We start from the raw sequence: 25,942 nt of genomic DNA, 5'->3' as shown, positions 1-25,942 counted from the left end.
GATTTGACCCATGTTCAAGTATATCGGCGACATCGTTAAGGGCACTGGCACTCAGCTGCGCAGCCTGGCCATGGTGTTCTCCCACGGGTTCCGCAAGCGCGACACCCTGCAGTACCCCGAAGAAGCGGTGTACCTGCCGCCGCGCTACCGCGGCCGCATTGTCCTCACCCGCGACCCCGACGGCGAGGAGCGCTGCGTAGCGTGCAACCTCTGCGCGGTGGCCTGCCCGGTCGGCTGCATTTCGCTGCAGAAGGCCGAGACCGAGGACGGTCGTTGGTACCCCGAGTTCTTCCGCATCAACTTCTCGCGCTGCATCTTCTGCGGCCTGTGCGAAGAGGCGTGCCCGACCACCGCGATCCAGCTGACTCCGGATTTCGAAATGGCCGAGTTCAAGCGTCAGGACCTGGTGTACGAGAAAGAAGATCTGCTGATCTCCGGCCCCGGCAAGAACCCTGACTACAACTTCTACCGTGTTGCGGGTATGGCGATCGCTGGCAAGCCGAAAGGCTCTGCACAGAACGAAGCCGAGCCGATCAACGTGAAGAGCTTGCTCCCATAAGGACAGAAAGATGGAATTCGCTTTCTACTTCGCATCCGGGATCGCCGTGGTCTCCACCCTTCGGGTGGTGACCGGCACCAACCCCGTGCACGCCCTGCTCTACCTGATCATTTCGCTGATTTCCGTGGCAATGATCTTCTTCGCCCTGGGTGCGCCGTTCGCCGGCGCCCTGGAAGTGATCGCCTACGCCGGCGCCATCATGGTGCTGTTCGTCTTCGTGGTAATGATGCTCAACCTGGGGCCGGCGTCGGTCGCCCAGGAGCGCGGCTGGCTCAAGCCTGGCATATGGGCCGGGCCGGTGATCCTCGCCGCCCTGCTGCTGCTCGAGCTGCTGTACGTGCTGTTCGTCACCCCAAGCGGCGCAGCCATCAGCGGTACCACCGTGGACGCCAAGGCCGTGGGCATCAGCCTGTTCGGCCCGTACCTGCTGGTGGTCGAACTGGCCTCGATGCTGCTGCTCGCCGCAGCCGTCACCGCCTTCCACCTGGGCCGCAACGAGGCGAAGGAGTAAATCATGGGTGCTATCCCTCTCGAGCATGGTCTGGCGGTCGCCGGCATCCTGTTCTGCTTAGGTCTGGTTGGCCTGATGGTCCGCCGCAACATCCTCTTCGTGCTCATGAGCCTGGAAGTCATGATGAACGCCTCTGCGCTGGCGTTCATCGTCGCCGGTGCCCGTTGGGTCCAACCCGACGGCCAGGTGATGTTCATTCTGGTGATCAGCCTGGCAGCCGCCGAGGCCAGTATTGGCCTGGCTATCCTGCTGCAGCTGTATCGCCGCTTCCACACTCTCGACATCGATGCTGCCAGTGAGATGCGCGGATGAACCTTATCTTCCTGACTTTCGTCTTCCCCCTGATCGGCTTCTTGCTGCTGTCGTTCTCGCGCGGGCGGTTCTCGGAGAACCTGTCCGCCCTGATCGGCGTCGGCTCGGTGGGCCTCTCGGCCGCAACAGCCGCCTACGTGATCTGGCAGTTCAACGTCGCCCCGCCTGAAGGCGGTGCGTACAGCCAGCTGCTGTGGCAGTGGATGTCGGTGGACGGCTTTGCGCCGAACTTCACCCTGTACGTGGACGGCCTGTCGGTCACCATGCTCGGCGTGGTCACCGGCGTAGGCTTCCTGATCCACCTGTTCGCGTCCTGGTACATGCGTGGCGAAGCCGGTTACTCGCGCTTCTTCTCGTACACCAACCTGTTCATCGCCAGCATGCTGTTCCTGGTGCTGGGCGATAACCTGCTGTTCATCTACTTCGGCTGGGAAGGCGTGGGCCTGTGCTCGTACCTGTTGATCGGTTTCTACTACAGCAACCGCAACAACGGTAATGCAGCACTCAAGGCCTTCATCGTCACCCGTATCGGCGACGTGTTCATGGCCATCGGCCTGTTCATCCTGTTCGCCCAGCTGGGTACCCTGAACGTGCAGGAACTGCTGGTGCTGGCACCGCAGAAGTTCCAGGCGGGTGACACCTGGATGGTCCTGGCTACCCTGATGCTGCTGGGTGGCGCGGTCGGTAAATCGGCCCAGCTGCCGCTGCAGACCTGGCTGGCCGACGCAATGGCGGGCCCGACCCCAGTTTCGGCACTGATCCACGCCGCAACCATGGTGACCGCGGGCGTATACCTGATCGCCCGTACCAACGGCCTGTTCCTGCTGGCGCCGGACGTCCTGCACCTGGTCGGCGTAGTCGGCGGTGTGACCCTGGTACTGGCCGGCTTCGCCGCGCTGGTTCAGACCGACATCAAGCGTATCCTCGCCTACTCGACCATGAGCCAGATCGGCTACATGTTCCTGGCCCTGGGCGTTGGCGCCTGGGACGCGGCGATCTTCCACCTGATGACCCACGCCTTCTTCAAGGCCCTGCTGTTCCTTGCCTCCGGTGCGGTGATCGTTGCCTGCCACCACGAGCAGAACATCTTCAAGATGGGCGGCCTGTGGAAGAAACTGCCGCTGGCCTACGCCAGCTTCGTGGTCGGTGGTGCTGCCCTGGCTGCCCTGCCAATCGTCACCGTGGGCTTCTATTCCAAGGACGAGATCCTCTGGGAAGCCTTCGCCAGCGGCAACACCGGTTTGCTGTACGCCGGCCTGGTCGGTGCGTTCATGACCTCGCTGTACACCTTCCGCCTGATCTTCATCGCCTTCCACGGCGAAGCCAAGACCGAAGCCCACGCGGGCCACGGCATCAGCCACTGGCTGCCGCTGGGCGTGCTGATCGTGCTGTCGACCTTCGTCGGCGCCTGGATCACCCCGCCACTGGCCGGTGTACTGCCTGAAAGCGCCGGCCATGCCGGTGGCGACGCCAAGCACTCGCTGGAGATCGCCTCGGGTGCCATCGCCATCGCCGGTATCCTGCTGTCGGCCCTGCTGTTCCTGGGCAAGCGTCGTTTCGTCAGCGCCGTCGCCAACAGCAGCATCGGCCGCGTCCTGTCGGCCTGGTGGTTCGCTGCCTGGGGCTTCGACTGGATCTACGACAAGCTCTTCGTCAAACCTTACCTGCTGATCAGCCACATCCTGCGCAAGGACCCGGTTGACCGCAGCATTGGCCTGATCCCTCGGATGGCCCGTGGCGGCCACGTCGCCATGAGCAAGACCGAGACCGGCCAGCTGCGTTGGTACACCGCCTCGATCGCCGTCGGCGCCGTGCTGGTACTCGGTGCTGTGGTAGTGGCCGCGGTATGACTATGAATCTTGCGACTTTGCCAAAGGAAACCAACCCGTCATGATTTTGCCTTGGCTGATCCTGATCCCCTTCATCGGCGGCTTCCTGTGCTGGCTGGGTGAGCGCTTCGGCGCCACCCTGCCGCGCTGGATCGCGCTGCTGACCATGTCCCTGCTGCTCGGCATCGGCCTGTACCTGTGGGGCACCGGCGACTACACCCTGGCCCCTGCTCCGGGCGCCGAACCTGCCTGGGCACTCGAATACAAAGTCGAGTGGATCAAGCGCTTCGGCATCAGCATCCACCTGGCCCTCGACGGCCTGTCGCTGCTGATGATCCTGCTGACCGGCCTGCTCGGTGTGCTGTCGGTACTGTGCTCCTGGAAAGAGATCCAGCGCCACGTCGGCTTCTTCCACCTCAACCTGATGTGGATTCTGGGCGGTGTGGTCGGTGTGTTCCTGGCCCTGGACCTGTTCCTGTTCTTCTTCTTCTGGGAAATGATGCTGGTGCCGATGTATTTCCTCATCGCGCTCTGGGGTCACAGCTCTGCAGACGGCAAGAAGACCCGGATCTACGCTGCAACCAAGTTCTTCATCTTCACCCAGGCCAGCGGCCTGATCATGTTGGTGGCGATCCTTGGCCTGGTGCTGGTCAACTACAACACCACCGGCGTACTCACCTTCAACTACAGCGACCTGCTCAAGGCCGAACTGCCGGCCGGTGTCGAGTACGTGCTGATGCTGGGCTTCTTCATCGCCTTCGCGGTCAAGCTGCCGGTGGTGCCGTTCCACTCCTGGCTGCCTGATGCGCACGCCCAGGCACCGACTGCAGGCTCCGTGGACCTGGCGGGTATCTTGCTGAAGACAGCGGCCTACGGCTTGCTGCGCTTCGCACTGCCGCTGTTCCCGAACGCCTCGGCCGAGTTTGCACCGATCGCCATGACCCTGGGCCTGATCGGTATCTTCTACGGTGCCTTCCTGGCCTTCGCGCAAACCGACATCAAGCGCCTGATCGCCTTCTCCAGCGTTTCGCACATGGGCTTCGTGCTGATCGGTATCTACTCCGGCAGCCAGCAAGCCCTGCAAGGCGCGGTGATCCAGATGCTGGCCCACGGCCTGTCGGCTGCTGCGCTGTTCATCCTGTCCGGCCAGCTGTACGAGCGCCTGCATACCCGTGACATGCGTCAAATGGGTGGCCTGTGGCACCGCATCGCCTACCTGCCTGCGATCAGCCTGTTCTTCGCCGCCGCATCGCTGGGCCTGCCAGGCACCGGCAACTTCGTCGGCGAGTTCCTGATCCTGATCGGCAGCTTCGCCAGCGTGCCGTGGATCACCGTGATCGCCACCACCGGCCTGGTCTTCGGCTCGGTCTACTCGCTGATCATGATCCACCGCGCCTACTTCGGCCCAAGCAAAAGCGACACCGTGCTGGCCGGCATGGACGGCCGCGAGCTGATCATGGTGCTGGGCCTGGCAGTGCTGCTGATCGTGCTTGGTGTGTACCCGCAGCCGTTCCTCGACACTTCTGCCGCCACCATGAGCGGTGTGCAGCAGTGGCTTGGTTCCGCTTTCACTCAACTCGCTTCGGCCCGGTAAGAGCGCTATGGAATTCACCACTCAACACTTCATCGCATTGGCGCCGATGCTGATCACCACCATCACCACGGTGGTGGTGATGCTGGCGATCGCCTGGAAGCGCAACCACTCGCAGACCTTCCTGCTGTCCACCGTGGGCCTGAACCTGGCCTTGCTGTCGATCTTGCCAGCACTGAAGGTCGCGCCCCTGGCGGTCACTTCGCTGATCACCATCGACAAGTTCGCCTGCTTGTACATGGCGATCATCCTGGTGGCCACGCTGGCCTGTGTCACGCTGGCCCACGCTTACCTGGGCGAAGGCGCCAAAGGCTTCCCGGGCAACCGTGAAGAACTCTACCTGCTGCTGCTGATGTCGGCACTGGGTGGCCTGGTGCTGGTCAGTGCCAACCACCTGGCCGGCCTGTTCATCGGCCTGGAGCTGCTGTCGGTACCGGTCTATGGCCTGGTGGCGTATGCCTTCTTCAACAAGCGTTCGCTGGAAGCCGGCATCAAGTACATGGTGCTGTCGGCTGCAGGTTCTGCCTTCCTGCTGTTCGGCATGGCACTGCTGTACGCTGATGCCGGTAGCCTGAGCTTCGACCAGATCGGTAAAGCCCTGGCAGCCACCAACATGCCAAGCCTGGTCGCACAACTGGGCCTGGGCATGATGCTGGTCGGCCTGGCCTTCAAGCTGTCGCTGGTGCCGTTCCACCTGTGGACCCCGGACGTGTACGAAGGTGCTCCGGCGCCGGTCGCTGCGTTCCTGGCCACCGCCAGCAAGGTTGCGGTATTCGCCGTGGTCGTGCGCCTGTTCATGCTCTCCCCTGCTGCCAGTAGCGGCGTGCTGAGCACCGTTCTGGCGGTGATCGCGGTGGCTTCGATCCTGGTCGGTAACCTGTTGGCACTGACCCAGAGCAACCTCAAGCGTCTGCTGGGTTACTCGTCGATCGCCCACTTCGGTTACCTGGTCATCGCCCTGGTCGCCAGCAAGGGCCTGGCCCTGGAAGCCATGGGCGTGTACCTGGTCACCTACGTGATCACCAGCCTGGGTGCCTTCGGCGTCATCACGTTGATGTCCTCGCCGTACGGCGGCCGTGATGCTGACGCCCTGTACGAGTACCGTGGCCTGTTCTGGCGCCGTCCGTACCTGACTGCCGTGCTCACCGTGATGATGCTGTCGCTGGCCGGCATCCCGCTGACTGCAGGCTTCATCGGCAAGTTCTACATCATCGCCACCGGCGTCGAGTCGCACCTGTGGTGGCTGGTCGGCGCCTTGGTGATCGGTAGCGCCATCGGTGTTTACTACTACCTGCGCGTCATGGTCACCCTGTACCTGGTCGAGCCAAACCTGCGTCGTCACGATGCCCCGCTGAAGTGGGAACAGCGCACCGGCGGCGTCATGCTGCTGGCCATCGCTATCCTGGCCTTCGTGCTCGGTGTCTACCCGCAACCGCTGCTGGAAATGGTTCAGCAGGCCGGCCTGCAACTGATCGGCTGATCAGCCCTGCAATACAAAACACCCCGCTCATGCGGGGTGTTTTTTTTTCTGCGCCAATGGGCTGCCTACTCGACCGCTTCAGGCAATGCGGCCCTGCGCAGGTCGCCATTGGCCGATGGCAAGTGGACTTCAGGGTTGGGCATCCCGCTGGGAGAAAGTTCATGGGTCATTTCAAACTCGGCTCGCACTGACCAGCCACAGGCCTCGGTGGTGCATTGCAGGTAGGCGACCCGAAGAAATATATGGCGCCCCTCACTGGTACGTATGCGCATACGGCTGTTGCAATGCGGGCAGACCAGCTTATACGTACTCACGGCAGGCACCTGCAGGCATTAAACACGCCGCCGATCTGTGAGAATGATCGTTTAGTTTTGTCAGTATTTACTGCGGAAGTGAATGTATTCTTCAGTTTGATGCTTCTCATTGCAGAAATGCTCCTTAAAACGCAGGGCTGTATTCATAACGAGTAGTTTAAGCCCATGGAATATCATTAAACCAGACATGGATAATTGTTATGAGTACTCACTTGCTATCGCCTGTACTTGCGCGCCTGAAGCTTTTGATGGGCTGCGAGACGGATGCTGAGCTATCCAGAGCGCTGGCCATCAGCCCACAGACGTTGAGCAGCTGGAAGGTTCGCGACAGCATCCCATACTCAATATGCATAGAAATCGCCAGGCAGCATGCGTGCTCCCTCGACTGGCTGCTGCTGGGTGAACCCGTACAAAATCGCAACGCTGACAAGGATGACTGGGAGTGGGACATGCTCGAGCGGCTACGCACGCTGTCTGCAGACGACCGCCAGGCGGTGCTCCTGCTCATCCAGGACAAACAACGTATCCAACAACTGCAACAACAGCTGAGCGAGCTTGCCAAATACATGCCTGACACCATCAGCAATTAACCTCTGCGGCGCCAACGCTGGATGATTTCCTTCGGGTCCAGCGCATCCAGCGAAGCCATGACCTTTAGGCTGATCGGGATTACCACCACTGATGCCACGAAGGCGGCCATGCCTCGGGTAAGCATGGGTGCCAGGGACGTCACCAAGGGCTCGAACAGGTGGCCCACACCTACGGTCACGAACACCAACAGCCCTTTCTTGCAGATCGTAAGCCGCCTGGATGTATTGGTGATCAAGCGGTCTCGGGCCGCGCTGACCAACAGGGCCCCCAGCAACGCGCTGAACAGGACTGTGCCATCCATGCCCACTAGCTCCAGAGCGGCCACGAACAGGCCCTCGAACAATGTGCATTCACGCATAAGCACCCCCCCTGCGCGACGCCTTCCGGTGGGGAACTGCGCGCAGATCTCGCAAGATCGAGGCCTCTACAAAGCGCGTGTAACAAACCAGCAGTGCCCGCCCATGATCGTGCCCGGACACATCCTCCAGGCGTTTATAGCCCCGCTCACGCAGTGCCGCGCGCCAACGTGCGAACTCTCGCGCTGCATCGATAGCGGCGCATTGTACTGCAACCTCGAAATGCGCCTGGCTGGTATCCGGCTGAAGCTGCAAGCGCTCACGCAATGCTGCCAGCTCCAGGCGCGGCCAGAACGGGTCATGGCAGTCCGGGAACCGGGGCCCTACGGCAGTAGGTTCAAGATGAGTTGCTGTTCGCTGATTCATGTTCATCCCCCCTCACTGCTCGGCCAGCATGCCGTAGCGAATCGCCCTGATGACGGCCGCCACGCGTGTAGGCACATCGAACTTGCGCAAGATATTGGCAACGTGAAAGTTCACCGTTGACTCCTTGCACTCCAAGATCTGGCCAATTTCCCACGAGCTCTTGCCGTAGGCACACCACAGCAATACCTGCCGCTCACGCGGCGTCAGGTGGATGGGTGAATCCGAGAGGGATTCGGGCGAGTGTCGTGCGTTGTCATTCATCGTTGAACTCCACGAGTGTTTGAGAGAGGCATCACTGCCGATCTGCAAACACCTTACGAAGCCCCCCGCACCCTCTCCAGCCAAGCAACTTGTAAAGAACTTGCCTACAAAACCGTCTGACGAAGGTTGCGCAAGATTTACTGCAGTTCTTCGTGCTCCAAGCGCCGTTTCGCTCGTCTCAACGCCGTTGTCCATTCGCCTTTCGCCTGGAGTCGTACGATGCGTTCCGTTTTACCCCTCTCGTCTTGCCTTGGCCTGCTGGCTGCCATCACCGCCACGCCACCGGCCCTGGCCGCACAATCGGTCGAGTTGGGCCAGGTGCTGATCACCGACGAGGAGCAAAGCGAACTGACGGCCGCCAGCGAGCGTTTGCGCGAAATCCCAGGCGCCAGCAACCTGGTGGACATGCAGCGTGTGGGGCAAGGCCGGGTCGCCAGTAACCAGGATGTACTCGCCTACCAGCCTGGCGTGTTCGCCCAGTCGGCGGGCAATGACGGTATCAAGCTGTCGATCCGTGGGTCGGGCATCAACCGGGCACCTGGGGCGCACGGTTCCGGTGTCTACACGATGTTCGACGGTTTGCCGCTCACCGGCCCAGGCGGTACCCCATACGAGCTGTTCGAGCCGCTGTGGCTGAGCCGTGCCGAGGTTTTGCGCGGGGCCAATGGCTTCGATCAAGGCGCCCTGGCCCTGGGTGGCGCCATCAACTACGTGACCCATACCGGCTACGATGCTGCGCCCTTGCAGGTGCGATACGAGGTCGGCAGCCGCGGCTACCAGCATCGGCACATCAGCTCGGGCCAGGTGCTGGGCAACCTCGATTACTACGTGGCGCTGACCGACTCGGAATACGACGGCTATCAGGCGCACAGCAGTGGCAGTGCCAAAGGTATTGCCGCGAACGTCGGCTACCGTTTCAACCCGAACCTGGAAACGCGTTTCTACCTGCGTTACCGGGAAACCGAGAACGACCTGGCCGGGCGCCTGACCAAAGACCAGATCAAGCATGACCCGCGTGCCGCCAACGCGGCGTACCTGGCGCGCGACGACAGCCGCCCGCAACCGGGCAGCACCTGGGTGGCCAACAAGACCACCTTCTACCTCGAGGACGATGCCCGGGTGGAAGCCGGGCTGGTCTATCACGACTTCCCAATGGACCTGCGCGAAGGCCCGATGCGCCTGAAAGTGGCTTACACCGATGTCAGCGGCACCCTGAACTACTTCCGCCGCGACACCCTGCTGGGCCGCGAGAGCAAGACCACCCTAGGCTGGCGAACCACCAAACACCTGCCCAACAGTGGCGCCTCGCAATTTGCCCGTACCAGCGGCGATAACTTCGGCGCACGCAGCCGCGACTTCAGCTACCAGGGCTCGGACACCGTGTTGCATGCAGGCAACGATCTGGAGCTAATCCCGGACCTGTGGCTGACCACCGGCCTGGCGATGATCTACACCCGCCGCGAAAGCGACGTCAGCTACCCGCTCACGGGTGGCAAGGTCAGCCAGCATGACTGGGACTACGCGCCGCGCCTGGGCCTGCGCTACGACATCAGCCCGCAACTGCAGGTTTACGGCAACCTGAGCCGCTCGGTCGAGCCGCCACACCCCTGGTCGCTGATCTGGAGCTCACCGGTAGCGACGCAGCCGATCGACCTGCAAAATCAGACAGCCACCACGCTGGAGCTCGGCGCGCGCGGCGACTCGGCGTTGGGGCGTTGGGACCTGGCCTGGTATTACTCGCAAGTGCGCCACGAACTGTTGGCCGTGGAAATCGTGCCAGGCCTGCCGGCCAAAGAGTTCAATGCCAGCGCCACCGTGCACCAGGGTGTCGAGGCAGGCCTGGACACTACGCTGTGGGAGCAAGCAGGTACAGGCAAGCTGAGCCTGCGCCAGGCCTACACCTTCAGTGACTTCCACTACCGTGACGACGAGCAGTTCGGCGACAACCGCCTGCCGGGCATCCCCATGCACTACTACCAGGGTGAGCTGCGCTATGACTGGCCCAGCGGCTTCTATGCCGGGGTCAACACGCAGATGGCGTCGAAGGTGCAGGTGGATTATGCCAACAGCTATCACGCCGACGCCTATGCCTTGCTGGGCGCGCGCCTGGGCTGGGACTCACCGAAACAGGACTGGCAGACCTGGCTGGACCTGCGCAACCTGACCAACAAACGTTACGCCGCGACAGTAACGCCAGGCTACAACGACGCCGGGCAGGACATTGCCCGCTCGACGCCGGGTGAAGGGTTTGGGGTTTATGCGGGGGTTTCCTACAGCTTCCGATAAACGCCGAGGCCGCCCTGCGCCCCCGCACCTGAACAGGGCTTCAGACCGCCCTGTTCAATTTGACCCACGCAGCGAACTTGTCGACAAACCCCTGCAGAAACGGCCGCGTCTTATCGTTGAGTTTGCCGGATTCCTCGAACAGGTTCGCCGCGCCCCCTAGGTACGCCTCAGGCATCTGCATGCAAGGCATGTCGAGAAACACCAGCGACTGGCGCACGGCATGGTTGGCACCAAAGCCGCCAATGGCCCCCGGCGACACACTCACCACTGCCGTCGGCTTGCCGCTCCAAGCGCTTTCGCCATAAGGCCGTGAGCCAACATCAATTGCGTTCTTCAGGCAACCCGGCACCGAACGGTTGTACTCCGGCGTGACGAACAGCACTGCGTCACTGCGGCGAATCTCGTCACGAAAGCGCTTCCAGGACTCCGGCGCGGTGGCCTCGACGTCTTCGTTGTACAGGGGCAGATCGCCAATCTCGACAATCTTCAAGGCAAGGCTGGACGGCGCCAGCTCCGAAAGTGCGCGGGCTACCTTGCGGTTGTAGGAATCCTTGCGCAAGCTGCCGACGACGACCGCTACCGAATACACCTGGCTCATGGCGATTTCCAACCTTTGCTGGCTAAGAGGACGTTGTAGTTATAGATGACCGTTTCTCGGCGCTTTGGTTTTTTTTCCACCCGGCGAAAACTTCCGGGTATCTTGTACGGTCTATGTTTCCAGACATTTCTTACGTAATTCAGAGGTTTTCACCCAAATGGCAGCAGTAATGGTCGGCCAATTCCACGCCCGTGACGCCGAAGGCCGCATCTACCCCGTCCACGAGTTCCAAGAGTCGACCCTCCAAGTCGACGGCAGCACATTGGGCGCGCCAATCACCACCTATCGCCTGGCCATCGGCGATCGGGTCAACCACCTGGGCGAAAACCGTTTCGAGCTGGCACAGACCGGCGTCGAGATCATTCGTATTCCTTGATGCAATCCACGGTGTAGCGACCGTTTTCGTTCTGCAGGCCATGCACGTCGGCGACGAATCCGGGGAAGCCATCGTTGAACGCCCGGGCAAATGCCAGGTAGTCGAGTATCGAGCGGGTCGCTTCGGTGAACCGCTCTCCCGGCATGATCAACGGAATGCCCGGCGGATACGGCACCAGCATCACGGCCGCCACCCGTCCCAGCAGGGCCTCGATCGGCACGGCCTCCACTTCGCCGCGCACCATCTGGTCATACGCCCGGGCCGGGCTGACAGCCACCTCCGGCAAACGCGTGAACAGCCGCTTGAGCTGCTTGGCCGTGGCATTGGCGCGGTAGCATTCGTGCAACTGGTCACACAGGTCGCGCAGCCCTATCCCCTGATAACGTGAGGCATCGGCTGCCACCACACTGGGCAGGCAGGCGCTCAACCGCGTGTTGCCATCGTAGTGGCGCTTGAACTCCAGCAACTCGGTCAGCAAGGTGCTCCATTTGCCCTTGGTGATGCCCATGGAGAACAGCACCAGGAAGCTGTACAGGCCGGTCTTTTCCACCACCAGCCCACGCTCCCAGAGAAATTTGCTGACCACCGCTGCCGGAATACCCTGCTCGCCCAGCACACCGCCTGCGCTCAAACCGGGCATGACCAAGGTCACCTTCAGCGGGTCGAGCAGCACGTAGTTGCCCGCCACCTCCCCAAAACCATGCCACTCTGCCCCTGGCTGCAGCAGCCAGTCCTGCGCGGCCAGGTGCTGGATGCCTTCTGCCGTCGGCGGCTGCCAGATGCTGAACCACCAGTCGGTGGCAGCGATGTGCGTGCGCAGATTGGCCAGCGCGCGGCGAAAGCTCAGTGCCTCGTCGAACATTTCTTGCAACAGCGAGCGCCCGGCCGGCCCTTCCATCATGGTCGAGGCCACGTCCAGCGACGCCAGGATGCTGTACTGCGGCGAGGTCGAGATGTGCATCATGAACGCTTCATTGAAGCGGTCCCGGTCCAGCTGGCGCCTGGCGCCGTCCTGCACATGAATCATCGACGCCTGGCTGAACGCTGCCAGCAACTTGTGTGTGGAATGGGTGCTGAACACCAACGGGCTGTCGGCCGCGCAGGCCGTGCCCATGGCGTAGCGCCCCTCGAAGAACTCATGAAACGCTGCGTAAGCGAACCAGGCCTCGTCAAAGTGCAGCACCTCGACGCTGGCACCGAGCGTCTGCTTGATCAGCCCGGCGTGATAGCACAGGCCGTCGTAGGTGGAATTGGTCACCACCGCCAGCTTGATGCGCTGCCCGCGGTCACGGGCCAGGGGGTTGGCCTGGATCTTTGCCTGGATCGAAGCTGGGCTGAATTCACTGAGCGGGATCGGGCCGATGATGCCCAGCTCATTGCGTTCCGGGCAAAGATAGATCGGGATGGCCCCGGTCATGATGATCGCGTGGACCACCGACTTGTGGCAGTTGCGGTCCACCAGCACCAGGTCATCACGGCCGACCATGGCGTGCCAGACGATCTTGTTGGCGGTGGAGGTGCCGTTGATCACGAAGAAGGTGTGGTCGGCACCAAAATTACGCGCGGCCCTGGCCTCTGCCTGAGCCAGCGGGCCGGTGTGATCCAGCAACGAACCCAGCTCCGGCACCGAAACTGACAAGTCTGAGCGCAGGGTGTTTTCCCCAAAAAACTGGTGGAAGGCCTGGCCTACAGGGCTCTTGTGATAGGCCACGCCGCCGCCGTGGCCCGGTGTATGCCAGGAGTAATTGGATTGCGCGGTGTGCTGCACCAGGGCTTTGAAAAAGGGCGGCAGCAGGCCGTCGAGGTAGCTGTGGGCAGCGCGGGCCACCTGGCGTGCGAGAAACGGCACGGTGTCTTCGAACAGATACAGAATGCCGCGCAGCTGGTTCAGCTCGCTCATGACCTCGGCGGGGGCGTTTTCCAACGTGACCTGTTCGCCCAGGGCGAAAATCGGCAGGTCTGGCGCGCGCAAGCGGGCCAGGCGAATCAGCTCGGCCATGTTCTGCAGCAGGTGGGTGTTTTCGCCCACGCCTTCGGCTGCTATCAGCATGCAGGCAAGGCCGTGGTGGGTGGCGGCGACCAGTCGCGCTTCGGCGTGGTCCGCTGCGGCCAAAATGGCAAAGCCATCCTGGCTCAACTCTTCGGCAATCCCCCGTATGCGGTCACCGGCGACGCTGTCGGCCTTGATCGCACGGTGGACGATGAGGATGGGGAACTTGAGGTCCTTGTACATCAGGCAACTACCTCTGAAGGACGGGGTGTCCTTTTCAGGGTAGTTGCAGGTGCGGCCTTGTGTGGTGGGGTTTAGCCCGCAGAGGCCTCGGTCAACGCCTGCCACATCGAAGGCGCCCCGGCCGACTTGGCGATTGCCGCCAGCCGCTCGGCATGCGCCTCGAGCTCTTCGGCACTGGCCATGATCACCCGCCCGGGCGCACGGCCGGCAATGCGGCGAATCTCGCTGCCGCCACTGCCCTGCCCTTCGTTATCACCTTCAGCGCCATTGCCAGCCAGCGACAGGCTGGTCTGGCCACCGGTCATCGCCAGGTAGACGTCGGCCAGCAGTTCCGAGTCGAGCAAAGCGCCGTGCAGCTCACGGCCCGAGTTGTCGATGTCGTAGCGTTTGCACAGGGCGTCGAGGCTGTTGCGCTGCCCCGGGTGCCGGGAACGCGCCAGCAGCAGGGTATCGAGAATGGTGCAATGCTGCGAAAGGTCGGCGCGGTCGTGCTGGCCCAGCAGGGCGAACTCGTTGTTGATGAAGCCAACGTCGAACGCCGCGTTGTGAATGACCAGCGTGGCGCCCTGGATGAAGTCGAAGAACTCCTCGGCGACCTCGGCGAACCGTGGCTTGCCGATCAGGAAGGTGTCGGTGATGCCGTGAACACCAATGGCGCCTTCGTCACTCTCGCGATCGGGTTGCAGGTAGACGTGGAAATGCCGCCCGGTCAGGCGACGGCCAATGACCTCGACACAACCGATCTCGATGATGCGATGGCCTTCACTGACCGGCATACCGGTGGTTTCGGTATCGAGAATGACCAGGCGTTTATCTTGCTGCTCCACGCGGGGGCTCCCACTTGCTTCAGTGACAAAAGTGACAAAGCCGGGGATTGTACCCCAGCTCAGCGCGCGGCGCGCACCTCATCCACCCCACGGTTGGCCAGCTGGTCGGCGCGTTCGTTGCCCGGGTGGCCGATGTGGCCACGCACCCACTTCCAGCTCACCTTGTGCCGGTTGACCTGTTCGTCGAGCAACTGCCAAAGGTCGGCGTTTTTCACCGGCTCCTTGGCGGCGGTCTTCCAGCCGCGCTTCTTCCAGTTGACCATCCATTCGTTGATGCCCTTCATCACGTACTGCGAGTCGGTGGTCAGCACCACCTCGCATTCACGCTTGAGCGACATCAGGCCCTGGATCGCGGCCATCAGCTCCATGCGGTTGTTGGTGGTCTCGCGTTCGCCGCCCCACAGTTCCTTCTCGACGCCCTTGTAGATCATCAGCACGCCCCAGCCGCCAGGGCCCGGGTTGCCCTTGCAGGCGCCATCGGTAAACATTTCGACGCTATCGCTCATGTACCACTCTTGTTCAGTGCTTTTCAGAATCAGGATTGGCCGCCGTACGGTTGACCTTGGCCAGCGGCAGCGGCAGCAGTTTGCCCATGGGTTCGCGGCGCTCCAGGCGCAACGGCCGCAGGCCGACCACCATCTTGCGCGCCACCAGCAGGTAGACGCCGCCGCCCGAGGTTTGCCAGTTGCCTGCCGCGCGTTCCCAGCCCGCCAGGCGTTGCTGCCAGGCCGGCGAGGCAAGCGGCGGACGATAGCACCCGAAGCGGCGTTTCTCCAGCGCGAAGCCCAGCAGGTTGAGCCAGTCGCCCACCCGCGAAGCCGAGATACAGCGCGCCTTGCGCAGGGCGCCATGGCTGAACAGGTGGCGCATGCCCCAACCGCTCCAGGGGTTGATACCGACGATCAGCAGATGCCCACCCGGGCGAACGGCGCTGGCGGCCTCGCGCAACAGGCCATGGGGTGACAGGCTGAAGTCCAGGCCATGCTGCAGCACCACCACGTCGGCGGCGTGCTCGCTCAACGGCCAGGCTTGCTCCTCACAGACGATCTCCACCCCCGGCAGCGGTGCCCCGAGGCGCACGTTGCGTTGCACCTGAGGGGCGCTGGGCGGTGCTTCGGCGCAGGGCCCATAGTGCACAAGGTAACCGCCGAAGAAGCGCCCGAGCTCTTCTTCCAGCAGTTTTTCTTCTTCCTTGAGCATCAGTTGCCCGAGCGGGCCGTTGAACCACTCACGGGCCAGGCTGATCAGCTCGACCCAGTCGGGGTCGGCCTGGGCAAAGGCTTGGTCGGTCATTGCGTTCTCCCTCGAAGGTTCTCGCGCCACGCCATCGCGGCTAAGATGCCCTCATGTCCCACGCTTGGCGATACGGATCCGCACCATGATACAGATCGATGCTCTCCCCGCTTTCTCCGACAACTACATCTGGTTGTTACAGGATACTGCCAAACGCCGCTGTGCGGTGGTCGACCCTGGCGATGCCGGCCCAGTGGAAGGATGGCTGGCGGCCCACCCCGACTGGGTGTTGACCGATATTCTGGTCACCCACCACCACAACGACCATGTCGGCGGTGTCGAACGGCTCAAGCAACTGACCGATGCCAAGGTCTACGGCCCGGCCAACGAGCGCATCCCCGCCCGCGATGTAGCGCTGGCGGACGGCGATGTAATCACGGTACTCGGTCTGCCCTTCCAGGTCATCGGCGTGCCCGGGCACACCCTTGGCCATATCGCCTTCTATTCGGCGCAACCGGCAACGCCCCTGCTGTTCAGTGGCGACACCCTGTTCGCGGCCGGCTGTGGGCGCATGTTCGAGGGCACCGCCGAACAGATGCACCCGTCGCTGCAGCGCCTGGCCGCCCTGCCCGAGCACACCGAGGTGTATTGCGCCCACGAATACACGCTGAGCAACCTGCGTTTTGCCAAAGCCGTCGAACCGCAAAACCTGCACGTTCTGCAACGCTTCGACGAGGTTACCCAGCTGCGCGCCGAAAATCGCATCACATTGCCATCAACGATCGGCTTGGAACGCCTGACGAACCCCTTTATTCGCACGACTGAAACATCCGTTAAACAAAAAGCAGACGAATGGAAGGGACATTCAAACACCACGCATGTCGCTGTTTTTGCTGCCTTGAGGTCTTGGAAGGACACCTTCTGATAACCTCAAGATATATCGCATGTGCGGCACAACGGTTGACCCGGCGGGTAGCGGTTTCTAGAATCGCCGAAATTTTTCGCCCGGAAACCTGTCCCAGCCGATGCCTTCCCGTAGCCGCAGAACCTCTCATTCCGTCGCCCTGACGCGCCTGGCCCAGGTCAGTGCGCTGGCCCTGGCCGCCACCTTGGTGGGCTGCCAGAGCACCCGTCAGCTCGACGAATCCGATAGCGTTCGCGCGCACAACTACCAGGCGCGGATCAAGCACAAACCGGCACCGCTGCTGGTCAAACCAGCCGAGCAGGCGCCGCAGGACGTGTGGGAACGCATGCGCCAAGGCTTCGCCCTGCAGGACAGCATCGACGTCAACCCGCGCATCGAACAGCAGCGCCTGTGGTTTGCCAGCAACCCACGCTTCATCGAAAGCGCGGGCGAGCGTGGCAGCCTCTACCTGCACTACATCGTCGAACGCCTCGAAGAGCGCGACATGCCGCTGGAACTGGCCCTGCTGCCAGCCATCGAAAGCGCCTACAACCCGATGGCCTACTCGCGTGCCCATGCAGCGGGCATGTGGCAGTTCATCCCGTCCACCGGGCGCCACTTCAACCTGCGCCAGACCAATTTCTACGACGGCCGCCGCGACGTGACCGCGTCGACCAACGCCGCACTGGACTACCTGAGCCGCCTGCACGACATGTTCAACGGTGACTGGCTGCTGGCCCTGGCGGCCTACAATGCCGGTGAAGGCACCGTCAGCCGTGCGATCGAACGCAACGAACGGCTCGGCCTGCCGACCGACTACTGGAACCTGCCACTGCCGCAGGAAACCCGCGACTACGTGCCCAAGCTTTTGGCCCTGTCGCAGGTGGTGTCCACGCCTGACGCCTATGGCGTCAACCTGAACCCGATCGCCAACGAACCCTACTTCGAGGCGGTGGCCATCAATGATCGCCTCGACCTGTCGCGCGTTGCCGCCTTTGCCGACATCGACGAAGACGAACTGATCCAGCTCAACCCGGCCTTCAAGAAGCGCATGACCGTGGACGGCCCCCAGCAGTTGCTGGTACCGACTGCCAAGGCGCAATTGCTGTCCGCCAGCCTGTCCAACCTCAAGCCTGAGCAGTTAGTCAGCCTGCAACCGAACAAGGCCGTGTTCGCCCGCGCCGTGGCCGAAGCCAAGGCACCCGCGACGGCCGCGCGCAGCTACCGGGTAAAACGGGGCGACAACCTGGGCAGCATCGCCAAGGCCAACCGCGTGTCGGTCCGGGACATCAAGCGCTGGAACCGCATGTCGGGCAACAGCCTGAAGGCAGGCCAGGTATTGGCACTGCGCGGTGGTAATGCGCCGAGCGCCGCGGGCAACCGGGTAGCGGCGTCTTCGCAGCGTTCAACCCAATACAAGGTGCGCAAGGGCGACTCGCTGTACCTCGTGGCCAAGCGCTTTAATGTCGAGATGAAGCACCTCAAGCGCTGGAACCCGCGCAGCGGGCATGCGCTCAAACCCGGTCAGACGCTGACTGTTTACCTGTCGCATTGATGTAACGCCAGGGGCCGCGCTGCGGCCCTTTCGCCTCGCAAGGCCGCTCCTACAGGTACAGCGTTACCTGCACTGGGCTTTCCCGCCAATACCGCCTTCAAAACCTCTCTTTTTCCAACCCCACCAAGCTGTTACTGTACTCGATCAAAGCCCAACGCCTCTGGATCGGATGCCGACTTGATACGTCCCCTCCTGCTGTCAATCAGCCTGGCCTTGAGCTTTCCCGCCGTCGCGATGGTGAGCGAAAGCCACGGATACGCGCAGTTCGGCACGCTCAAGTACCCAGCCACATTCACCCACTTCGACTGGGTCAACCCGCAAGCGCCTAAAGGCGGCACCTTGCGGGCCATGGCATTCGGTACCTTCGACACGCTCAACCCCTACACTTTCAAGGGATCGAGCCCGATTACCACGCCAAACTTCCAGCAATATGGCATCAGCGAGCTGAACGAGCCGTTGATGATCGGCACCGGGCAGTACGACCCCTCGGGCGACGAACCGACCTCAAGCTACGGCCTGATCGCACGCTCGGTGGAGTACAGCGAGGACCGCAGCTGGGTCGTGTTCAACCTGCGCCCGCAGGCACGGTTCCATGACGGCCACCCGATCACCTCGGCGGACGTCGCGTTCTCCTATCGCACGCTGCTCAAGGATGGCCACCCCCTCTACCGCACCAACCTGCAGGAAGTGCAGCGGGTAGACATACTTGGCCCCTTGCGCATCCGCTTCGTCTTCAAGCGCGCCGGCAACCCGCTGCTGATCCTGCGCCTGGGCGAAATGCCGGTGCTGCCCAAGCATTACTGGCAGGGCCGCGATTTCAAGGCGACCACCTTCGAGCCGCCGCTGGGCAGCGGCCCCTACCGCATTACCCAGGTTGAGCCTGGCCGGCGGCTGGTGTTCGAACGGGTGAAGAACTACTGGGGCAAGGACCTCGCCGTCAACCGTGGCAAGTACAACTTCAAGCGGGTCGAATACGAGTTCTACCGTGACGCCACCGTGGCGTTCGAAGCGTTCAAGGCCGGCGAGTTCGATATCTATATCGAACACCAGGCCAAGAACTGGGCCAATGGCTACAACTTCCCGGCGGTGCGCCGCGGTGATGTGATCAAGGCACAGATCCCGCACCGTATTCCGACCCAGACCCAAGGCCTGTTCATGAACAGCCGCAGGGCCACGTTCAGCGACCCGCGCGTGCGCCAGGCACTGGGCCTGATGCTCGACTTCGAGTGGACCAACCGCGCCCTGTTCAGCAGCGCCTACCGCCGTTCGACCAGCTACTACCCCAACAGCGAATTCGCCGCCAGCGGCCTACCCACCGGCAAAGAATGGCTGCTGCTGGCACCGTTCCGCGACCAACTGCCCGAAAAGCTGTTCAGCGAGCCCTACAAGGTCAGCCAGACCGATGGCCGCGGCATCAACCGCCAAACCCTGCGCCAAGCCCTGGCCCTGCTCGGCGAAGCGGGCTGGAAGCTCAACGGCCAGCGCCTGGTGGACAGCAAAGGCCAGCAGTTGCGCCTGGAGCTGCTGCTGGTAAACCCGAACCTCGAACGTATCCTGCAACCTTATGTCGAAAATCTGTCCAGCATCGGTATCGACGCACGCTTGCGCACCGTGGACCGCGCCCAGTACAAACAACGCCTGGACCAGTTCGATTTCGACATGATTCTGATGACCCTGAACCAGACCTTGAGCCCAGGCCTAGAACAGTGGCTGTACTTTCATTCAAGCCAAGCCGCGACCAAGGGCAGCAAGAACTATGCTGGGGTCAAGGACCCGGTGGTCGACCACCTGCTCGACACCTTGCTCGCCGCGCGCACCCGCGACGACCAGGTCGCCGCCGCCCGCGCCTTGGACCGCGTGCTTTCATGGCAGTACTACATGATCCCCAACTGGTATCTCGACAATCACCGCCTGGCCTACCGCAACCGGTTCGCCTTTGTCACCACGCCGCCCTACACCCTCGGGCTGAACAGCTGGTGGATCAAGCCTTCGGAGAAAGCCAAATGATGCCAACGCACCGCCTGCGCCAGCTGGCCGGCAGCCTGCTGCTCGCGTGCCTGAGCCTGCCCACGCTGGCCGCCCCGCAACACGCGCTGACGCTCTACGACGAGGCGCCGAAATACCCCGCCGACTTCAAGCATTTCGACTATGTGAACCCCGATGCGCCCAAGGGCGGCACGTTCCGCCAGTCCAGCTTCGGCGGCTTCGACAGCCTCAACCCCTTCATCAACAAGGGTGTGTCCGCCGAAAACATCAGCGTCATCTACGACACCCTGATGCGCCAGAGCCAGGACGAGCCGTTCACCGAATACGGCCTGGTTGCCGGCAAGATCGAAAAAGCCCCGGACAACAGCTGGGTACGCTTCTACCTGCGCCCCGAAGCCCGCTTCCATGACGGCCACCCGATGCGTGCCGACGACGTGGTCTTCACCTTCAATGCCCTGATCAAGGACGGCGCGCCGCTGTACCGCCAGTACTACGCCGACGTTGCCGAAGTGGTCGCCGAAGACCCGCTGCGGGTGCTGTTCAAATTCAAGCACCAGAACAACCGCGAACTGCCGCTGATTCTCGGCCAGCTGCCTGTGCTACCCAAACACTGGTACGAAAACCGCGACTTCAACCGCGGCAACCTGGAAATCCCCCTGGGCAGCGGCCCGTACAAGGTCGCCGAGGTCAAGGCCGGGCGTACCATCCGCTACGAGCGGGTCAAGGACTACTGGGCCAAGGACCTGCCTATCAACCGTGGTCAGTTCAACTTCGATGCCATGACCTTCGACGCTTACCGCGACACGGCCGTAGCGCTGGAGGCATTGAAGGCTGGGGCGTTCGACTATGCGCTCGAGGTAAGCGCAAAAAACTGGGCCACCGCCTACAACGTCCCGGCGGTCCGCGATGGCCGCTTGATCAAGGAAGAACTGCCCAACGGCAACCCCACCGGCATGCAGGGCTTCATCTTCAACCTGCGCAAACCGGTCTTCCAGGACATCCGCGTGCGCCAGGCGCTGAGCCTGCTGCTGGACTTCGAGTGGACCAACAAGCAGCTGTTCAACGGCGCCTACACCCGCACCGGCAGCTACTTCGAAAACTCCGACATGGCAGCCAGGGGCGTGCCCTCCCCTGACGAGCTGAAAATACTCGAACCGCTGCGCGGCAAGGTGCCCGAGCAGGTCTATAGCGAGGCGTTCCACAACCCGGTCACCGACGCCAGCGGCATGATCCGTGAACAGCAGCGCCAGGCCTACAAGCTTCTGCAGGAAGCCGGCTGGAAAATCGTCGACGACAAGATGGTCGACAAGGACGGCAAGCCGGTGTCCATCGAGTTTCTGCTGGCCCAGACCGAATTCGAGCGCATTCTGCTGCCGTTCAAACGCAACCTCGCCGACTTGGGCATTGACCTGAACATCCGCCGGGTCGACGTTTCGCAATACATCAACCGCCTGCGCTCACGCGACTACGACATGATCGTCGGCGGTTACCCGCAATCCAATTCGCCGGGCAACGAACAACGCGAGTTCTGGTCCAGCGCCGCCGCCGACAACCCCGGCAGCCGCAACTTCATCGGCCTGCGTGACCCGGCCATCGACCAACTGGTGGAACAGTTGATCAACGCTGACTCACGCCAGAGCCTGATCAACCACGCACGGGCGCTCGACCGCGTACTGCTGTGGGGCTACTACGTGATCCCCAACTGGCACATCAAGACCTGGCGCGTGGCCTACTGGAACCACATCGGCCACCCGAGCGTCTCGCCCAAGTACGACATCGGCATCGACACCTGGTGGATCAAGCCTGGCGTGACCCCAGCCGTCACCGATGCCTCCGCGGGCGAGGCCAACTGAGATGCTGGCCTATATCCTGCGCCGCCTGCTGCTGATCATCCCGACCCTGTTCGGCATCCTGATCATCAACTTCATCATCGTCCAGGCCGCACCCGGCGGCCCGGTCGAGCAAATGATCGCCAAGCTCGAAGGCTTCGAAGGCGCCACCAGCCGCATCGCCGGCGGCGGCGCCGAAGTCTCGGTGGCCGGCTCCAGCTACCGCGGCGCGCAGGGCCTGGACCCGGCGCTGATTGCCGAAATCGAGCGTATGTACGGCTTCGACAAGTCGCCGCCCGAACGCCTGTGGATCATGATCAAGAACTACGCCCAGCTGGATTTTGGCGACAGCTTCTTCCGCGATGCCAAGGTCATCGACCTGATCATCGAGAAGATGCCGGTGTCGATCTCGCTAGGGTTATGGAGCACCCTGATCATGTACCTGGTGTCCATCCCCCTGGGCATCGCCAAGGCCGTGCGCCACGGCAGCCACTTCGACGTCTGGACCAGCTCGGCGATCATCGTCGGCTACGCCATCCCGGCGTTCCTGTTCGCCATCCTGCTGATCGTATTGTTCGCCGGCGGCAGTTACTTCGACTGGTTCCCGCTGCGGGGGCTGACCTCGAACAACTTCGATGAACTGTCCACCACCGGCAAGGTGCTGGACTACTTCTGGCACCTGGTGCTGCCGATCACCGCACTGGTCATCGGCAACTTCGCCACCATGACCCTGCTGACCAAAAACAGCTTCCTCGACGAGATCAACAAGCAATACGTGGTCACCGCCAAGGCCAAGGGCCTGAGCCGCTCGCGGGTGCTGTACGGGCATGTGTTCCGTAACGCCATGCTGCTGGTGATTGCCGGTTTCCCTTCGGCCTTCATCGGCATCTTCTTTACAGGCTCGCTGCTGATCGAGGTGATTTTCTCGCTCGACGGCCTGGGCCTGATGAGCTTCGAGGCGGCCATCAACCGCGACTACCCGGTGGTCTTCGGCACCCTGTTCATCTTCACCCTGCTGGGGCTGGTGGTGAAACTGATCGGCGACCTGACCTACACCCTGGTCGATCCACGCATCGACTTCGCCAGCCGGGAGCACTGACATGGCACTGTCCCCTCTCAACCGCCGGCGCTTCGAGCGCTTCAAGGCCAACCGCCGCGGCTGGTGGTCGTTGTGGCTGTTCCTCATCCTCTTCGGCCTGAGCCTGGGCGCCGAGCTGATCGCCAACGACAAACCGATTGCCGTGCGTTACGACGGCGAGTGGTACTTCCCCGCGTTCAAGCGCTACCCGGAGACCACCTTTGGCGGCGAGTTCCCGCTGGAGGCCAACTACAAGAGCCCGTACATCCGCGAATTGCTGGCCAAGAAAGACAGCTTCGTGCTGTGGGCGCCAATCCCCTTCAGTTACCAAAGCATCAACTACGACCTCAAGGTCCCGGCCCCCGCCCCGCCTTCGGCGGACAACTGGCTGGGCACCGATGACCAGGGCCGTGATGTGATGGCGCGGGTGATCTACGGCTTCCGCGTGTCGGTGCTGTTCGCCCTGACCCTGACCATCCTCAGTTCCATCGTCGGCGTCATCGCCGGTGCCTTGCAGGGCTTTTATGGCGGCTGGGTCGACCTGGCCGGCCAGCGCTTTCTGGAGATCTGGTCGGGCTTGCCGGTGCTGTACCTGCTGATCATCCTCGCAAGCTTCGTGCAGCCCAACTTCTGGTGGCTGCTGGGGATCATGCTGTTGTTCTCGTGGATGAGCCTGGTGGACGTGGTGCGCGCCGAGTTCCTGCGTGGCCGCAACCTTGAATACGTGCGCGCCGCCCGCGCCCTGGGCATGCGCAATGGCGCGATCATGTACCGGCACATTCTGCCCAACGCGATGATCTCGACCATGACCTTCATGCCGTTCATCCTCACCGGCGCCATCGGCACGCTGACCGCCCTGGACTTCCTCGGCTTCGGCCTCCCGGCCGGCTCGCCGTCGCTAGGCGAGCTGGTCGCCCAAGGCAAATCCAACCTGCAGGCGCCATGGCTGGGCATCAGCGCATTCGCCGTGCTGGCGGTGATGCTGAGCTTGCTGGTGTTCATCGGCGAATCCGCCCGCGACGCCTTCGACCCAAGGAAATGACATGAGCGAACATAACCTGATCGAAGTGCGTGATCTCGCGGTGGAGTTCGTCACCGGCGAGCAGGTCAACCGGGTGGTCGACGGCATCAGTTTCGACATCCGCAAGGGCGAGACCCTGGCCCTGGTCGGCGAGAGCGGCTCGGGCAAATCGGTGACCGCCCACTCGATCCTGCGCCTGCTGCCCTACCCCCTCGCCCGCCACCCCAGCGGCAGCATCCGCTACGAGGGCAAAGACCTGCTGCAGCAGAGCGAGAAAGCCTTGCGGCATATCCGTGGCAACCGCATTGCCATGATCTTCCAGGAGCCGATGACCTCGCTGAACCCGCTGCACTGCATCGAGAAGCAGATCAACGAAATCCTGCTGCTGCACAAAGGCCTGACCGGCAAGGAAGCCACCGCACGCACGCTGGAGCTGTTGGAACTGGTTGGGATTCCCGAACCGCGCAAGCGCCTAAAGGCCCTGCCCCACGAGCTGTCGGGTGGGCAGCGGCAGCGGGTAATGATCGCCATGGCGCTGGCCAACGAGCCAGAACTGCTCATTGCCGACGAACCCACCACCGCGCTGGACGTGACCGTGCAGTTGAAGATTCTCGACCTGCTCAAGGAGCTGCAGGCACGCTTGGGCATGGCGCTGCTGTTGATCAGCCATGACCTGAACCTGGTGCGGCGCATTGCCCACCGCGTGTGCGTGATGCAGCGCGGGCAGATTGTCGAGCAGGCGGATTGCGCGACGCTGTTCAGTGCACCGCAGCATCACTACACGCAGATGCTGATCAATGCCGAACCCAGCGGCCAACCTGCCCACAACCCAGTCGGCGCGCCGTTGCTGGAGGTGGATGACCTCAAGGTCTGGTTCCCGATCAAGAAAGGCTTCTTGCGGCGTACAGTCGACCATGTAAAGGCGGTAGACGGCATCAACTTCAGCTTGCCCCAAGGGCAGACGCTGGGGATTGTCGGCGAGAGTGGCTCGGGTAAGTCGACGCTCGGGCTGGCCATCTTGCGCTTGATTTCAAGCCAGGGCGGCATTCGCTTTAACGGCCAGGACCTCGCAGGGTTGAACCAGAAGGCAGTACGCCCGCTGCGGCGAGAAATGCAGGTGGTGTTCCAAGACCCGTTTGGCAGCCTCAGCCCACGCATGTGCGTGGCAGACATCGTGGGTGAAGGGTTGCGGATTCACCGCATCGGCACCGCTGAAGAGCAGGAAGCGGCGATCATTGCTGCGCTGGAAGAAGTGGGGCTCGACCCGCGGACACGCCACCGCTACCCGCACGAGTTCTCGGGCGGGCAGCGCCAGCGCATTGCGATTGCCCGGGCGTTGGTGTTGAAACCGGCGTTGATCCTGCTGGATGAACCCACCTCGGCGCTGGACCGCACGGTGCAGCGGCAGGTGGTGGAGTTGCTACGCAGCCTGCAGCAGAAGTACAACCTGACCTACCTGTTCATCAGCCATGACCTGGCAGTGGTCAAGGCGCTGAGCCATCAGTTGATGGTGATCAAACAGGGGCAGGTGGTGGAGCAAGGGGATGCGCAGGCGATCTTCCACGCGCCGCAGCATGCGTATACGCGGCAGTTGTTGGAGGCGGCGTTTTTGGAAGTTGAGACGGCGGGCTAGGGTGCAGAGCGTTGCTTGATCCTCAAGGCATACGCCTTCCACTGTAGGAGCAGCCTTGTGCTGCGAAGAGGCCCGTGACCCCACCGGGAATCTTCAGCGCTGCCACCGGCCTCTTCGCAGCACAAGGCTGCTCCTACACAGATCGCGCATGACCGGAGGGGCACCATTGCGACCTCCCTCCCTACCGATCTCGGCACACGCTATATATTTTTA

25 protein-coding genes are annotated in these 25,942 nt (G+C 62.5%); 16 read left to right on the top strand and 9 right to left on the bottom strand.

What is annotated here, in order from left to right; genetic code table 11:
• Positions 1-10 precede the first annotated feature (10 nt).
• The 6 genes from nuoI to nuoN are packed head-to-tail and all read left to right on the top strand — an operon-like array spanning position 11 to position 6,282.
• On the top strand, positions 11-559 hold the full coding sequence (gene nuoI, locus AB7M33_RS17665; RefSeq protein WP_027592814.1) for an NADH-quinone oxidoreductase subunit NuoI: 549 nt from the start codon (positions 11-13) through the stop codon (positions 557-559).
• A 10-nt stretch (positions 560-569) separates the two neighbouring features.
• On the top strand, positions 570-1,070 hold the full coding sequence (gene nuoJ / locus AB7M33_RS17660) for an NADH-quinone oxidoreductase subunit J (protein ID WP_027592815.1): 501 nt from the start codon (positions 570-572) through the stop codon (positions 1,068-1,070).
• Positions 1,071-1,073: 3 nt separating this feature from the next.
• Positions 1,074-1,382: an NADH-quinone oxidoreductase subunit NuoK gene (gene nuoK, locus AB7M33_RS17655; protein WP_008096201.1), complete on the top strand. Its 309-nt coding sequence runs from the start codon at positions 1,074-1,076 to the stop codon at positions 1,380-1,382.
• A complete protein-coding gene (gene nuoL / locus AB7M33_RS17650; RefSeq protein WP_027592816.1) occupies positions 1,379-3,232 on the top strand; it encodes an NADH-quinone oxidoreductase subunit L in 1,854 nt (617 codons plus the stop codon). Before nuoK ends, nuoL begins: the two co-directional genes overlap by 4 nt.
• 40 nt (positions 3,233-3,272) lie before the next feature.
• On the top strand, positions 3,273-4,805 hold the full coding sequence (gene nuoM / locus AB7M33_RS17645) for an NADH-quinone oxidoreductase subunit M (protein WP_085272594.1): 1,533 nt from the start codon (positions 3,273-3,275) through the stop codon (positions 4,803-4,805).
• Between the two features lie 7 nt (positions 4,806-4,812).
• Positions 4,813-6,282: an NADH-quinone oxidoreductase subunit NuoN gene (gene nuoN, locus AB7M33_RS17640; protein WP_085272593.1), complete on the top strand. Its 1,470-nt coding sequence runs from the start codon at positions 4,813-4,815 to the stop codon at positions 6,280-6,282.
• A 65-nt stretch (positions 6,283-6,347) separates the two neighbouring features.
• Here the strand turns inward: nuoN and AB7M33_RS17635 are convergent, their stop codons facing one another.
• Positions 6,348-6,596, bottom strand: a complete 249-nt coding sequence (locus AB7M33_RS17635) for an ogr/Delta-like zinc finger family protein (protein WP_081717454.1) — start codon at positions 6,594-6,596, stop codon at positions 6,348-6,350.
• Positions 6,597-6,796: 200 nt separating this feature from the next.
• On the opposite strand from AB7M33_RS17635, the gene AB7M33_RS17630 reads away from it, so the two are divergent.
• Positions 6,797-7,186, top strand: a complete 390-nt coding sequence (locus AB7M33_RS17630) for a helix-turn-helix domain-containing protein (RefSeq protein WP_454243202.1) — start codon at positions 6,797-6,799, stop codon at positions 7,184-7,186.
• Here the strand turns inward: AB7M33_RS17630 and AB7M33_RS17625 are convergent.
• From AB7M33_RS17625 to AB7M33_RS17615, 3 genes are read right to left on the bottom strand one after another with little or no spacing between them, the layout of a single operon-like run.
• Positions 7,183-7,545, bottom strand: a complete 363-nt coding sequence (locus AB7M33_RS17625; protein WP_454243201.1) for a hypothetical protein — start codon at positions 7,543-7,545, stop codon at positions 7,183-7,185. The two genes, AB7M33_RS17630 and AB7M33_RS17625, sit on opposite strands and share 4 nt — an antisense overlap.
• Positions 7,538-7,909, bottom strand: coding sequence for a head completion/stabilization protein (locus AB7M33_RS17620; RefSeq protein ID WP_454244230.1), 372 nt, complete (start codon positions 7,907-7,909; stop codon positions 7,538-7,540). The genes AB7M33_RS17625 and AB7M33_RS17620 overlap by 8 nt, the downstream gene beginning before the upstream one ends.
• A 12-nt stretch (positions 7,910-7,921) precedes the next feature.
• Positions 7,922-8,170, bottom strand: coding sequence for a helix-turn-helix domain-containing protein (locus AB7M33_RS17615; RefSeq protein ID WP_027592821.1), 249 nt, complete (start codon positions 8,168-8,170; stop codon positions 7,922-7,924).
• Positions 8,171-8,389: 219 nt separating this feature from the next.
• Here AB7M33_RS17615 and AB7M33_RS17610 point away from each other — a divergent pair, with 219 nt between their 5' ends.
• Positions 8,390-10,456 carry a TonB-dependent receptor family protein gene (locus tag AB7M33_RS17610; protein WP_454243200.1) on the top strand — a complete coding sequence of 689 codons (2,067 nt, stop codon included), beginning with the start codon at positions 8,390-8,392 and terminating at the stop codon, positions 10,454-10,456.
• A 40-nt stretch (positions 10,457-10,496) separates the two neighbouring features.
• On the opposite strand, the gene chrR is transcribed toward AB7M33_RS17610, so the two are convergent.
• Entirely contained in the window at positions 10,497-11,054 is a 558-nt protein-coding gene (gene chrR, locus AB7M33_RS17605; protein ID WP_454243199.1) for a class I chromate reductase ChrR, read from the bottom strand.
• Between the two features lie 157 nt (positions 11,055-11,211).
• On the opposite strand from chrR, the gene AB7M33_RS17600 reads away from it, so the two are divergent.
• The gene (locus AB7M33_RS17600; RefSeq protein WP_027592824.1) at positions 11,212-11,430 is read left to right on the top strand and encodes a hypothetical protein; all 219 of its coding nucleotides are present in this window, start codon (positions 11,212-11,214) and stop codon (positions 11,428-11,430) included.
• Here AB7M33_RS17600 and AB7M33_RS17595 read toward each other — a convergent pair.
• The 4 genes from AB7M33_RS17595 to AB7M33_RS17580 all read right to left on the bottom strand — a co-directional run bounded on the left by AB7M33_RS17595 (position 11,414) and on the right by AB7M33_RS17580 (position 15,783).
• Positions 11,414-13,663 (bottom strand): Orn/Lys/Arg family decarboxylase, encoded by a 2,250-nt coding sequence (locus tag AB7M33_RS17595; protein ID WP_265967983.1) that lies wholly within the window; start codon positions 13,661-13,663, stop codon positions 11,414-11,416. The two genes, AB7M33_RS17600 and AB7M33_RS17595, sit on opposite strands and share 17 nt — an antisense overlap.
• A 71-nt stretch (positions 13,664-13,734) precedes the next feature.
• Entirely contained in the window at positions 13,735-14,490 is a 756-nt protein-coding gene (gene dnaQ / locus AB7M33_RS17590) for a DNA polymerase III subunit epsilon (protein ID WP_454243198.1), read from the bottom strand.
• Positions 14,491-14,549: 59 nt separating this feature from the next.
• The gene (gene rnhA / locus AB7M33_RS17585) at positions 14,550-14,996 is read right to left on the bottom strand and encodes a ribonuclease HI (protein WP_027592827.1); all 447 of its coding nucleotides are present in this window, start codon (positions 14,994-14,996) and stop codon (positions 14,550-14,552) included.
• A gap of 13 nt (positions 14,997-15,009) precedes the next feature.
• Positions 15,010-15,783, bottom strand: coding sequence for a class I SAM-dependent methyltransferase (locus AB7M33_RS17580; protein ID WP_027592828.1), 774 nt, complete (start codon positions 15,781-15,783; stop codon positions 15,010-15,012).
• A gap of 85 nt (positions 15,784-15,868) precedes the next feature.
• Between AB7M33_RS17580 and gloB the strand changes: the two genes are divergently transcribed.
• From gloB to AB7M33_RS17545, 7 genes are all read left to right on the top strand, one after another.
• Positions 15,869-16,648, top strand: a complete 780-nt coding sequence (gloB, locus tag AB7M33_RS17575) for a hydroxyacylglutathione hydrolase (protein WP_454243197.1) — start codon at positions 15,869-15,871, stop codon at positions 16,646-16,648.
• A gap of 100 nt (positions 16,649-16,748) precedes the next feature.
• Complete coding sequence (locus AB7M33_RS17570; protein ID WP_265967980.1) at positions 16,749-18,182, top strand: lytic transglycosylase domain-containing protein; 1,434 nt, start codon at positions 16,749-16,751, stop codon at positions 18,180-18,182.
• A 177-nt stretch (positions 18,183-18,359) separates the two neighbouring features.
• Positions 18,360-20,189, top strand: a complete 1,830-nt coding sequence (locus AB7M33_RS17565; protein WP_216642501.1) for an extracellular solute-binding protein — start codon at positions 18,360-18,362, stop codon at positions 20,187-20,189.
• On the top strand, positions 20,186-22,021 hold the full coding sequence (locus AB7M33_RS17560; protein ID WP_265967978.1) for an extracellular solute-binding protein: 1,836 nt from the start codon (positions 20,186-20,188) through the stop codon (positions 22,019-22,021). The genes AB7M33_RS17565 and AB7M33_RS17560 overlap by 4 nt, the downstream gene beginning before the upstream one ends.
• A gap of 1 nt (position 22,022) precedes the next feature.
• Complete coding sequence (locus AB7M33_RS17555) at positions 22,023-23,096, top strand: microcin C ABC transporter permease YejB (RefSeq protein WP_027592833.1); 1,074 nt, start codon at positions 22,023-22,025, stop codon at positions 23,094-23,096.
• Position 23,097: 1 nt separating this feature from the next.
• Entirely contained in the window at positions 23,098-24,117 is a 1,020-nt protein-coding gene (locus AB7M33_RS17550) for an ABC transporter permease (RefSeq protein WP_027592834.1), read from the top strand.
• A gap of 1 nt (position 24,118) precedes the next feature.
• Positions 24,119-25,729: an ABC transporter ATP-binding protein gene (locus AB7M33_RS17545; protein WP_454243196.1), complete on the top strand. Its 1,611-nt coding sequence runs from the start codon at positions 24,119-24,121 to the stop codon at positions 25,727-25,729.
• Positions 25,730-25,942: the final 213 nt, after the last annotated feature.

This window comes from Pseudomonas sp. Y3 TE3536, from assembly GCF_053629175.1.
Note: the sequence above shows the minus strand (reverse complement) of the source record. Positions and strands in the feature narration are given on the sequence as shown.